This is a genomic window from Flectobacillus rivi (assembly GCF_030056655.1).
Taxonomy (GTDB): Bacteria; Bacteroidota; Bacteroidia; order Cytophagales; family Spirosomataceae; genus Flectobacillus; species Flectobacillus rivi.
The window spans coordinates 97,688-109,661 of sequence record NZ_JASHIE010000009.1 but is presented as its reverse complement, the minus strand read 5'-3'; the positions used below and the strand labels follow the sequence as shown (position 1 = coordinate 109,661).

Annotated in this window: 6 protein-coding genes and 2 tRNA genes; 6 read left to right on the top strand and 2 right to left on the bottom strand. The window is 35.8% G+C overall.

Translation table 11 applies throughout. The annotated features are described in order from the left end of the window. Nucleotides 1-32: 32 nt before the first annotated feature. The 3 genes from QM481_RS13315 (at nucleotide 33) to QM481_RS13305 (ending at nucleotide 3,978) form a co-directional block, all read left to right on the top strand. Complete coding sequence (locus QM481_RS13315) at nucleotides 33-1,424, top strand: methyltransferase RsmF C-terminal domain-like protein (protein WP_283382106.1); 1,392 nt, start codon at nucleotides 33-35, stop codon at nucleotides 1,422-1,424. Nucleotides 1,425-1,744: 320 nt separating this feature from the next. After that, on the top strand, nucleotides 1,745-3,649 hold the full coding sequence (locus tag QM481_RS13310; protein ID WP_166551282.1) for a DUF349 domain-containing protein: 1,905 nt from the start codon (nucleotides 1,745-1,747) through the stop codon (nucleotides 3,647-3,649). Nucleotides 3,650-3,905: 256 nt separating this feature from the next. Beyond that, nucleotides 3,906-3,978: transfer RNA gene (locus tag QM481_RS13305), tRNA-Thr, on the top strand. Between the two features lie 44 nt (nucleotides 3,979-4,022). Here the strand turns inward: QM481_RS13305 and QM481_RS13300 are convergent. Next, on the bottom strand, nucleotides 4,023-4,781 hold the full coding sequence (locus QM481_RS13300) for a helix-turn-helix domain-containing protein (protein ID WP_283382105.1): 759 nt from the start codon (nucleotides 4,779-4,781) through the stop codon (nucleotides 4,023-4,025). Nucleotides 4,782-4,940: 159 nt separating this feature from the next. Here QM481_RS13300 and QM481_RS13295 point away from each other — a divergent pair. Next, a tRNA-Thr gene (locus QM481_RS13295) sits at nucleotides 4,941-5,013 on the top strand. Between the two features lie 48 nt (nucleotides 5,014-5,061). Here the strand turns inward: QM481_RS13295 and QM481_RS13290 are convergent. Next, nucleotides 5,062-9,180: a hybrid sensor histidine kinase/response regulator gene (locus QM481_RS13290; RefSeq protein ID WP_283382104.1), complete on the bottom strand. Its 4,119-nt coding sequence runs from the start codon at nucleotides 9,178-9,180 to the stop codon at nucleotides 5,062-5,064. Between the two features lie 984 nt (nucleotides 9,181-10,164). Here QM481_RS13290 and QM481_RS13285 point away from each other — a divergent pair. Further along, a complete protein-coding gene (locus tag QM481_RS13285) occupies nucleotides 10,165-11,136 on the top strand; it encodes a VOC family protein (protein ID WP_283382103.1) in 972 nt (323 codons plus the stop codon). Between the two features lie 406 nt (nucleotides 11,137-11,542). Next, a complete protein-coding gene (locus tag QM481_RS13280) occupies nucleotides 11,543-11,845 on the top strand; it encodes a hypothetical protein (RefSeq protein ID WP_166551278.1) in 303 nt (100 codons plus the stop codon). Nucleotides 11,846-11,974 lie beyond the last annotated feature (129 nt).

Genomic DNA, 11,974 nt, shown 5'->3' with positions numbered 1-11,974 from the left:
AAATGATGTAGATGCTAAAATAAAAGCCAATAATGTCCCTTCCTCAAGCTTTATTAGATTCGCTTAGTCAGGTTACTGGATACCAAGCCGATTCTTTTATCAAAACGCATGAACTAGGAGAGTCTCCAACGTCAATCAGAATTAATCCTGATAAAATAAATACTCCCCCAGCCCATCTGAATATTCAAAGTCCTGTGCTTTGGAATCAATATGGCTATTACCTTAATGCACGTCCAGCATTTACTTTTGACCCTTATTTCCATGCAGGTACGTATTATGTACAAGAAGCCAGTTCCATGTTTTTGGAATATGCCGTCAAGCAAAGTGTCGACCTCGACGAGGACCTAAGAGTCTTAGACTTATGTGCTGCCCCTGGAGGTAAAAGTACCCTATTGGCAAGTTTGCTAAGCCCAGATTCGTTGCTCGTAAGCAACGAGGTCATCAAAAGCCGTGCAAACATTTTGGTAGACAATATGAGTAAATGGGGCTTAAGCAATACCTATGTAACCAATAATGATCCAAAAGATTTTAGTAGAATAGGTGGCTACTTCGACTTAATTGTCGTAGATGCGCCATGTTCAGGTTCAGGGCTTTTCCGTCGTGACCCAGAGGCTGTAGTTGAATGGTCATTAGATAACGTTGCTATGTGTAGTCAACGTCAGCAGCGAATTTTAGCTGATGTTTGGGATTCACTCAAAGAAGGTGGCATTTTGTTGTATTCGACTTGCTCATATTCTGAAGCTGAAAACGAAACTATAATGGACTGGGTAATTGATAACCTTTCTGCTAAAAATATAGTTTTAGATAAAAAAGACACAGATACTATACAGCAATGGGGTATTGTACGAACAGAATCCCCTGAAAATAAAGCCATTGGGTATCGTTTTTATCCTGACCAAGCCAAAGGAGAAGGCTTTTTCTTAGCGGCATTCCAAAAAACTAAAGCTGATTACAAACCTTTTCACCGACCACATATTAAGCCTCAACGTACCAAAAGTTTCAAACATGAGAAAAGTGTTTTAAGCCAATGGATTACGGGCTTAGAAGATTACATGTGGTTTGAAAAAAACGATAATTTCTATTTAATCAATCCCGAACACGAGAGTGACCTCAAGATTTTACAAAGTAATTTGTATATCAAAAAGGCTGGGATTTTGTTAGGACAAATTGGAGCAAAAGATTTGATTCCAGAACATGAATTAGCCCTTTCGACAATACTCTCCGAACAGGTACCTATTTTGAATGTTTCTTATGAACAAGCAATTGCGTACCTTCGCAAAGATGATTTTGTACCCGATACCAATCAGCGAGGCTGGTGTGGTATTGCTTACGAAGAGCATATTTTGGGCTGGGGAAAGGCATTAGGAAATAGATTTAATAATTATTATCCCAAAGAATTACGTATTCTGAGCCGTTTGCCCTAAATTTCGCATTATTCTCCCACATATACCCCTAAAAACAGAAAAACTAGAGCGTTTTGTAAACGAAAAAAAAATCAGACGTTTATACTCTAACTATTTTTTCTATTTTTGTATTGAAATTGTAATGTCTGCAAATCGGATTTTAAAGAATTGAACAATTGTTATTTGAAAGTTTATTTTAAGTGATAATGTCTTTCGAAAAATCTGAAAATTAAGTGTTTATAAACTGAAAATAGCACACAGTAAGTAAACTTGATAGTAGCTCGCAAGACAAACATGCACCTCAAACTACTATTTAGTGTATAAGCTGTAAAAAGAATCGCATGGTTAACGAAGAAGCAAACGAAATTAAACAGCAACAGGCTGCCAATCCTCAGGAGGAAATCGACGCGACTACCGCACAGGTATTAGAATTGGCCGAAAACACTGAAGCTGAAACAACTGACGTTCACACAGTTGATTATTCTACTTTCCAAAAAAATGACTTTGTTGAGCTATTGTCAAAATTACTTGACGATGTCAAAGAGCAACCTTCGGTAGCTGCCTTCCGCAAATCAGAAGATGTTCTTAAGGAAGTTCGTCCGCTTTTTGAACAGTTCAAAACAGCAGAACGTGCAGAAGCTCTTGCTAAATTCAAAGAGGCAAATGATGGCTCGGAAGATGGATTTGAGTTTAAATTCGATGAAACTATCGAAAAATTTGATAAACTCTTTAAAGCACTTAAAGAAGAGCGTGCAAAGTATTTTAATCAAATTGAAAAAGAGCGTGACAAGAACTTTAGTCAAAAAACTGAGCTTCTTAACCGCCTTAGAGCTATTGTTGAAGGAGAAGACAATACCGATCCTGCTCAAATCAAAGCAGGTTTTGCTGAATTCAAAAAGATTCAAGATGAATGGAAATCAGCTGGTAACATCAACTCGCCTCACAACAATACTTTGTGGCAAACTTATCATGCCTTAGTTGACCGTTTTTACAGCAACAGAAGTATCTACTTCGAATTGCTGGAGCTTGACAGAAAACGTAATCTTCAACACAAAATTGAACTTTGTTCAAAAATCGAAAAAATTGCTGAAGCCGCTAAATCAGATACTGTAACTGGTAAAGTTTTGGATGAAGCAGTCGCTATTTTCGAAGAATATAAGCATATCGGTCCTGCTCCGAAAGAAGAAAACGAGCTAATTTGGACGAGAGTAAAAGAAGCGTTAGACGTAATTTATGGCAAACGCCGTGAACAATTAGAAACGCAAAAAGCAGAATCAGAACAAGTTTATACGCTCAAATCTTCAATTGCTGAATTGGTTGAAACATTCGCCAATTTTACCACTGAATCTATTTCAGAATGGAATGAGCGCACTAAAGCACTTTTGGCGTTACAAGACCAATGGAATAATGTGAAAGGTTTTATGCCTAAAGAAAAAGGCAAAGAGCTTAGCGACAAATTCTGGGGTAATATCAAGGCTTTCTTCAAAAATAAAGGTGAGTTCTTCCGTCAATTAGAAGGAAAACGTGAAGAAAACTTGAAAGCAAAAGTAGCTATTATCGAACAAGTAGAAGCACTTTTGACTTCTGGTGATGATTCACAAGATGCTACCAACAGCGTAATTCAATTACAGAAAGCGTTCCGTGAAGTAGGTCACGTTCCAGAAAAAGATAAAGACAATATTTACGAACGTTTCAAAAAAGCTTGTGATAGCTTCTTTGATGCAAAACGTGCGAAAAACCAAAATATCGAGAAAGAGTTTGAAGCAAATCTAGCGAAGAAGGTAGCACTTTGTGAGCAAATTGAAGCAGAAGCAGTTGAAGGAGCAGATACTTCAAAATTAGCTGAGTTCAAAGCTCAATGGGCAAGTATTGGCTTCGTACCGAAGAAAGATATGCAGTCAATTGGTAAGCGCTATATCTCAGCTATCAACAAATATGTAAGTGCGATGGGTAAACTTTCTGGCAAAGAAAGAGAACAATTGGCACTTCAAACAGAAGTTGATATTTTGAAATCTAGAGGCGATTTTTCACCAAGAGAACTAGGTAAAAAAGAAAACGATATTCGTCGTAAGATTCAGCAAATAGAAAACGACATTTCGTTGTACAAAAACAACTTAGAGTTCTTTGCGAAATCTAAAAATGCAGATAAACTTCGTGTTGATGTAGAAGCTAAAATCAAGAAAGCAGAACAAGATTTGGCTCATTTCAAGCATCAATTGAAAGTAATTCGCGAAGCAGAGAAATAATTTTGCTCGAAAGAACATAGAAAAACAAAAATAGGATGTGAGTTTCGCATCCTATTTTTGTTGATAGACGCTAGTCCAATATTTTTTTCAAAAAAAATCATTTGTAAGGTTTTTGTAACATTCTTGTTATCAAAAAATTACCAACAACTTACAAAAAACTTTCATTTTTGCGGTCAAAAACATTTGCATATTACAATCCAAGCCACTAATTTTGTATCACGATAAGCGACAAACGTATCGCAGTTCGTTGAAAAAAGCCTCCTTAGCTCAGCTGGTAGAGCAACTGACTTGTAATCAGTAGGTCATTGGTTCGATCCCGATAGGAGGCTCAAAAGCTCGACAAATGTCGAGCTTTTTTGTTTTATAGCGATTCCTAATGTCTCATCTTATCGGGAGTTTCTCCAGTAAATTGCTTAAAGTCTTTGATAAAATGTGCTTGATCAAAGAAGTTATTTTCATAACAAATTTCCGAAAGTGATTTTTTCTCCCCTAGCGCATTGAGTACCACATTGAAGCGCACAATGGAGGCAAATTTCTTAGGCGAGGTTCCAACAAGCTTACGAAAACGCTTTTCAAACGGACTCGCACTGATGTTTAGCCTTTCATTTAATTCTTTCACACGAATACTCCCTTGACTTTGATAAATCAATCGAACTGCCTCCATAATCAATTGATCTGTTCGAATACGTTGTAGTTGAGAAAGAAAAAACTGCTCTACTATTTGTATTCTTTGCGTATCTGTTTGTGCCAATGCTAAGCGCTCTTGTATTTCATCGACTAATGATTTTTCAAAAATATATTCTAGTCCAATACTTAAATTAAAAAGCTCATTTGCGGGATGCTTCGTAAAATGAGCTAAACCTATTTCTGTAAAAAACACTAATAATGTTCCAATCTTAGGAGAGTTCTTAAAGACTTTGTAGCTATCCACTATCCCTGTAATACCTGCTGTGTGTAAAGTAGAAGTTTGATTTTCTTGAATAACAGCAAGGCTACCTTTATATTGAAAACCAATTACTATGCCCAAAGACGGTAACACTTTATACTCCGACTCGTCCTCCATTTCTGAAATAACAAATTGCTTGATATAAGGTCTTAATGGCTCAGATGGTTGGATTATTTCAAATTTCATTTCACTTTTTTTTTAGAACTAAAATACTAAAAACGAAAGACTTAGAGGTTTAGTTGAAATATTTTAAAAAAATATTCACAAAAATACTTGCGTGACATCTATGAAACTACTAATTTTGCACCACGTTAAACGATAAACAAATTGCCAACGTTGAAAAAAGCCTCCTTAGCTCAGCTGGTAGAGCAACTGACTTGTAATCAGTAGGTCATTGGTTCGATCCCGATAGGAGGCTCAAAAGCTCGACAAATGTCGAGCTTTTTTGTTTTATAGCCCTATTCTATTAAGAACGATCCTTTGCCCACTTCTGCAAACTATTGACGATCGTATCTAAACTAAAAGGTTTACTCAAATAGTCGTTCATCCCAGCATCTTCGATTTCTTTTTGGCATTCATCAATGGTATTTGCTGTCATCGCAATAATAATTGGTTGTTTTGAATGCAATTCTCTAATTTTCATAGAAGCTTCGTACCCATCCATTTCTGGCATTTGTACATCCATAAAGATTAAATCAAAGTATCTTTCTTGAGTCACCAATAAAGCTTCAAGTCCATTATTGACCATTTGGGGTTGATAACCCAATTTATTCAACACTTTTCCTATTAAGTACTGGTTCATAGGGTTATCTTCTGCCACAAGTATTTCTAATGGATATTGTTGAGCAAAATCCGTAAAAAGCTTTCTCTGATGAATGACATTCGCTCCATCCTGGGCTTTCTCAGTCTTTTTTAATATCATCAGAAGGGTTTTACTTAGCAAGTGCTGTTTTACAGGCTTGGTGAGCACTGCAGCAAATAAATCTTTATGGTTTTTATGCGAATCATCCGTCACTGAAGTCAGTAAGATAATAGGCATGTTTTTTCGCTGTTCACGAATATTTTTAGCAAGTGTTATTCCATCCATTCCTGGCATTTGACGGTCAGTAATAACCGCATCAAAAACTACGGTTTCGTCTGCCAATAATGTCAGTGCTTGGGCAGCTCGCTCTACTAAAACAACTTCCAAGCCCCAAGAGCTCAACTGTTGGTTAAGAATTTTCAGATTGGTTTGATTATCATCAATGACCAAAACTCGTTTATGGTCAAAACTTACCTCGTTGAGTAAGCGATACGATTGAATAGGTTCTTTACTAACTTTTGAATGAATCGTAAAATAGAAATTACTTCCCTCTCCTTCCTTACTTTGAACTCCAATAGCACCACCCATCAATCGAATAAGTTTTTCGCTAATAACAAGCCCCAAACCTGTTCCACCATATTTGCGTGTTGTAGAGGAATCTACCTGTGAAAAAGCACGGAATAAGCGAGAAAGTTTATCTTCTGGAATTCCAATACCAGTATCAATTACTTCAAACAATAAATCGACGTGTTCTTCATGTTGCTTTTGAAGTTGAACTCTTACTAAAATTTCACCTTTAGAAGTAAATTTAATAGCATTTCCGACTAGATTAAGTAGTACTTGACGCAAACGTTGCTCATCACCTACAATTTGCTGTGGCACATTGTATCCAATTTCGTACATAAGGTCTAGACGAGCTTCGGAAGCCTTTGAGGCAAACACATCAAGCATTTCTTCTACGCAAGCTCGCACATCAAAGATTCGCTCCTCCAGTTCCATATTTCCAGATTCTATTTTAGAAAAATCTAGAATATCATTAATCACCGACAACAAGTCTTCGCCACATTGCTTAATGGTTCTTACATAACTAATTTGTTCTTCCGAAAGATCTGTTTCGTTGAGTAAGCCAGTCATACCGATTACACCATTCATAGGCGTACGAATTTCATGGCTCATTGTAGCCAAGAAAATACTTTTCGCTTTGTTAGCTTTTTCTGCCTCCAAACGAGCCTTATGCTCTTCATCTGTGGCTTTTTGTAATTGAATGGTTCTTTCTACAACCTCTTTTTCTAATCGTTCATTTTGTTTCTGTATCGTTCGTACTCGTAGCCAATACACCAATACTATGATGCCTATTCCTAGAAAAAGTACCAAAACTTTAAACCACCAAGTCATCCAAAACGGTGGAAGTATTACTATTTCAAGCGTTATACCTTCAGAATTCCAAATGCCATCGTTGTTAGACGCCTTCACCTTAAACCAGTAAGTACCAGGATTTAGGTTGGTATAAGTTGCACTTCGATTACTGCCTACATGATTCCATTTCTTATCAAAACCTTCAAGTTTGTAAGCATACTGATTTTTCTCTGGAAGGGTAAAATTCAAAGCAGCAAACGCTAAAGTAAATACAGACTGATCATAATTGAGGACAATTTTTTTGGAAGCATTGATATGCGTTGGAAAATCATGATTCGAAAATCCTGTCTTGATAGGCGTATTAAAAATCGAAAGATCAGTAATGTATATTGGAGGCACAAAGGTATTGTCTTTGATGCTATCGGGGTAAAAGCTGTTAAAGCCATTAGGACCACCAAAATAAATTTCCCCATCTTGGGTCATGAAAGATGCTCGAGCTTTGAATTCATTACTTTGTAAACCATCCGCCAATGAATAGTTTCGAATATCATTTCTATGGAAATTGAACCTTGTCAAACCTTTATTAGAGCTAATCCAAAGATTTCCTTTTTTGTCAATTACAATGCTTTTAATGGCATTATTAGCAAGGCCATCAGTTTCTGAGAATCTTTTAAATTTACCAGTTTTTATATTCAGCAAATTCAGACCACCGCTTGTTCCTACCCAAAGATAACCCTTGGGACCATCTGCAAAACAAGTGATATAATCGTTAGAAATACTCTGTGGGTCGTTTACCTGATGAATGTATCGAGCAAATGATTTTGAGCTTGGAATATATCGTGCGACGCCCGTTTCTGTACCAACCCAAGTTCGTCCATCTCTATCTACAAAAACAATATTAATATTATTGTTAGGAATTGAATTTGAGTTAGTTGGTTCATGTTTGAAAGATGTCACTTCATGAGTCTGAGCATTCATCATGCACAAGCCCCCATTCCAAGTGCCAATCCAAAAATTATGCTGGTGATCTCGTACAACGGAATTTACACTCCACGAACTAATTCGAGATTTAGGGTCGGAGGTATCAATAGAATAATTTTCAAATGTCTTCGTCAGAATGTTGTACAAACCAAAGCCTCCCCGATGATAGCCCAATGCCAACATAGCAGGGTCAAAATAATCAACAGCAATGACGTAATCTGTTCGTGGGCTATTGGGATTAGAAGGGTTATTTTTGATAAAATCAAAGGCTTGGGTCTTACGGTTGAAATAATTGATTCCTCCCCCATCGGTACCAATCCATATTTGGTCTTTTCCATCGCCAGTAATAGACAAGACAAAATTGTTGTTTAAGCTGTTACTTCCTATCTGATTTTTATAGCTTTTAAACTTTCTCCCAAACTTTGGCAAGAAGTTTACACCTCCCGACCACGTCCCCACCCAAATATTCCCTATGTCGTCACGATAAATGCTATAAACAGAGTTATTGCTAAGACTATTGGGATCGTTTGCATCAAATGTATAAGTCGTAAAATTAAAACTTTGGGGGTTAAGCACACTTAATCCACCGTTTTCTGTCCCAATCCAAATGTTGTTTTTTTCATCCTCTTGAAGACAAAGAAGGTCATTATGCCCCAAGCTATTGGGATTATTGGCTTTGTGTAGAAATACCTCAAAATCATCTGAAGACTCGTTGTAGAGGTTCAATCCTCCCCCTCTGGTTCCAAACCACATTCGGTTATGACTATCTTTTAAAACACTTGTTACCCAATTGTTTGACAAAGAATGTTGATTATTGTTTTGATGCGCATAGTTACGAAAACGTTTGGTATTGGGGTTAAAAAACGATAAGCCATTTTTGCAACCAATCCATAAATTTCCTTTGGCATCTTCCGCCATTCGATACACATAGTTGTCAGCTAAAGAATTTGGCTGATTATCAAGATGTTTAAAAACACTAAAGTTATTTTTAAGTCCATTAAATAAATAAAGTCCGTCGGCAGTTCCCAGCCAAAGGCGCTGCTTGGAGTCGATAAATAAATCTCTAATTTTTATATCGGGAAGTTGTGTTGTGTAATGGGTAAAAACCTCTGTAGTTTTATCAAACTTATCAAGTCCTCTTCCTGTGGCAATCCACAGATAGCCTTTTGAGTCCTCGACAATGTCGAATATATTATTGTCAGAAAGCGAATTGACGTCGTTTGGATAATGTTTGTAAATGGTAAAGGTGTACCCGTCAAATTTGTTAAGACCTTCTTGTGTTGCAAACCACATAAAGCCTTGTTTGTCTTTCAATATAGCCCCAACCTGACTTTGAGAAAGCCCCTGGTTGGTACCATAGCGAATAAAGTACGGTTTGAGTCCTTGTGCAACAGAATCATTGCACAATTGCAGCCACAAGACCAACAAACAAATTACACGAATCATAGTTGAATAGGACAGGAAAGCTAAAGCAAAGCTCACCTCAATATTAGATTGATATTTTATTTTGGCATATACAATTACAGCCTTTTATGATTTCCTATAAAGGGAATTTAAGTTTACAGGCAAGGGCTCAGAGATTCAATAATATTAATTGTAATTCAAAATAATTTTCTTTTTGCAAGACTTCTTAGGCAGGCTGATTAAAAATCTATAATTTTCTAATTCAAAGGTAAAAAAAAATAGGGATTCTTAAAACATACTCTATTTTTTTTGAGTTGTAGATACGATTGCGAAAATTTAAAACAACACTTTCTACTTTTATCAAAAATGTACGACACTTATCAAACAATAACAAATATATAACACAACATATAATAGCATTTATTTAAAATATTGAATTTCAGCGCATTACGATAAAACAAATAGTACAAAAACAGAAATATTTAGTTATACACATTTAATTATAAATTATTTTACCAACCCAATATTCTACGCACATCATAAATTTTCCCCTTATTTCAGGAAAATTCTTTTATTTTTTTCTTGCATTGTTCATTTATTGCTACTATATTTGTTCAAGTCAGCTTCAAGTAGTCTCAATTTTATAAACAATTAAACTTGTAATACCTAATCACTAGATAAACCGTCTTTTTAGTTAAGTATTACAGTGTTCTATGATATTTGGAAAGTGCAGTATTAGAGCGAGGCGCAAAGCATAATTAAGTAATACTTTTAAATGAGCAACATAAGGTACTACCATTAATTATCTCGTCTTTTCCAAATTCCCTTTTTTTACGAAATATTAATCTTTTTTCAACTCCTAGTCGTATATATCACCACTATATACAGATGAGAGTTATCATTTGCCTAGTGGCCGAGTAATTAATGACAAACACGTATTTCGTAATTATCAATAAGCAAATACAACAATCATTTTTATATTATTTCCACACTATATTTATCGCAACACATTAAAAGATTATAATTATGAACAATTTCCTTACTTTGTTAAAAAAATCTGTTGCTAATACGTTGGTTAGCAACTCATTGATGGCTCTTGTTGCCCTTGTTTTATTGTCAAGTCGTGTTTTTGCTCAGTCTGAAAGTGTTAAGTTGGATTATTTTAGTTTAGCACTTGCTAATCAAGATGAAAAACCTAAAGCGATGTTCTTTTTTCAAGAGGTTTTGGGTGCAAACTTGATGACCAACAACGATCAAAACATTTATGAATTTGAGTTACCCAACTCTCCCGTTATCAGAGTATTCAAAAAAGAAAAACCAGAACCAAACGCTACTTGCAACTACAACAAAAGCGTAGAAAACTGGGGCTCATGTATCAACAGTTATGGTTTGGCATGGATTGTTGTTGCTACTTCAGATTTGAAAAGAACGGCCAAAGAATTGAAAGCGGCTGGCTATCCAATCAAATACAGCAAATCAATGCTTCCTGACGAACCTACTACTGAGGTATTGATTACTTCGCCTTTCAATAATCAGTTGTTTTTGTTTGTTCAACGTGAGGACGTTAGCGCTTCGACTTGCAAAATCGAAAACATCCACTTGGTAGTAGAAAATTTAAAGAAATCAATTGGTTTCTATTCTGACACAATGGGTGCTTCAGACATTGAGTATGTAAGCGACGTATGTGCCAAAGTTCAAATTGGTGGACAAAACTTTATTCTTGCCGAGCCAGAAGGATTATTGTTGGAACCTTCTCAGTTTAACAATAGCACTAACAACGAGGCAAGCGTGATTAAAGAACACTTCGGATTCTTATTCAATGACTTCGAACAGGGTATTTATGCAATCAACGGCAAAGGTTATTATTTCAAACATACCCCACAACCACAGTATCGTGATAACAAACACAGTCATTTTTCAAATGGTCAAATTTTAAGTCCTGATGGCTTAGTGATTGATTTGGGCGATATGGCTGTCAGTAGATATTCTAGACAATAATTTACTTTTCTCGAAATTTCCTTAAAACAACATTATATTCCTTACTTATTTTAAATATATCTATTTTGTAATCGTTAAAATTTAAGGTAGTCTTCCATCGAAGACTACCTTTTTATTTGCTATTTTGTGCAGGTAAAGCTTAGAGTATGTTAAAAAAATTATTTGGCATTTGTAAAAGAAACAGAATTTCCATTTGACACTCCTTACTTTTCTTGTCTTGACACAAGAAAAGTAACAAAAGAAAGTCAAGAAATCCTAAACTCGCCTGCGGCTCAAACAGCAGGATTTCAGAAAACGAATACATAATCTTTTATTTCAATGACTTATGAAATTTAAACATACTCTTAGATTCATTAGAGAATATTAATTTTATAAACTTTTATTAAAATCGTCTCGTATCGACTATATGAAACTAAGAGCATATATTTTGTTTTTGTTACTCGTAGGCGCCTGTCAATTACTAACAGGCTGTATTTGGGCAAGAAGATGTCCCGAAAAAACATGTAGAGTCAGTACAGAACATCGACATGAAGGGGGTAATTTTCGTCCTCGGGCGGCATTTTCTTGGGTTACAACCAAAAAACACTGGCCTTGGAGTAGATTAGGCGGAGGGAAAAAATACAATGGTAAAAAAGATAAAAAGACAGGAAAAAAGAAATTCAAGTACTTGTTGCCAGGCGAAAGAGTTGATTTTGACAAAAAGAATTAGCGCTTAACACTGACAGGCATACGTAGGAACTTGATTGTACTAAGTTCTTGTTTTATCACAAAGGTCTAATTGACGTAATGCTTACAGCCTAAAGCTTAGGGCGGGTAAAATTCTTTTAATTTTGCCCAT

Bases quoted from the DNA above. Each gene is read 5' to 3' on its own strand.
- QM481_RS13315 (WP_283382106.1), top strand. From the start codon at position 33: ATGTCCCTTCCTCAAGCTTTATTAGATTCGCTTAGTCAGGTTACTGGA.
- QM481_RS13310 (WP_166551282.1), top strand. From the start codon at position 1,745: ATGGTTAACGAAGAAGCAAACGAAATTAAACAGCAACAGGCTGCCAAT.
- QM481_RS13300 (WP_283382105.1), bottom strand. From the start codon at position 4,781: ATGAAATTTGAAATAATCCAACCATCTGAGCCATTAAGACCTTATATC.
- QM481_RS13290 (WP_283382104.1), bottom strand. From the start codon at position 9,180: ATGATTCGTGTAATTTGTTTGTTGGTCTTGTGGCTGCAATTGTGCAAT.
- QM481_RS13285 (WP_283382103.1), top strand. From the start codon at position 10,165: ATGAACAATTTCCTTACTTTGTTAAAAAAATCTGTTGCTAATACGTTG.
- QM481_RS13280 (WP_166551278.1), top strand. From the start codon at position 11,543: ATGAAACTAAGAGCATATATTTTGTTTTTGTTACTCGTAGGCGCCTGT.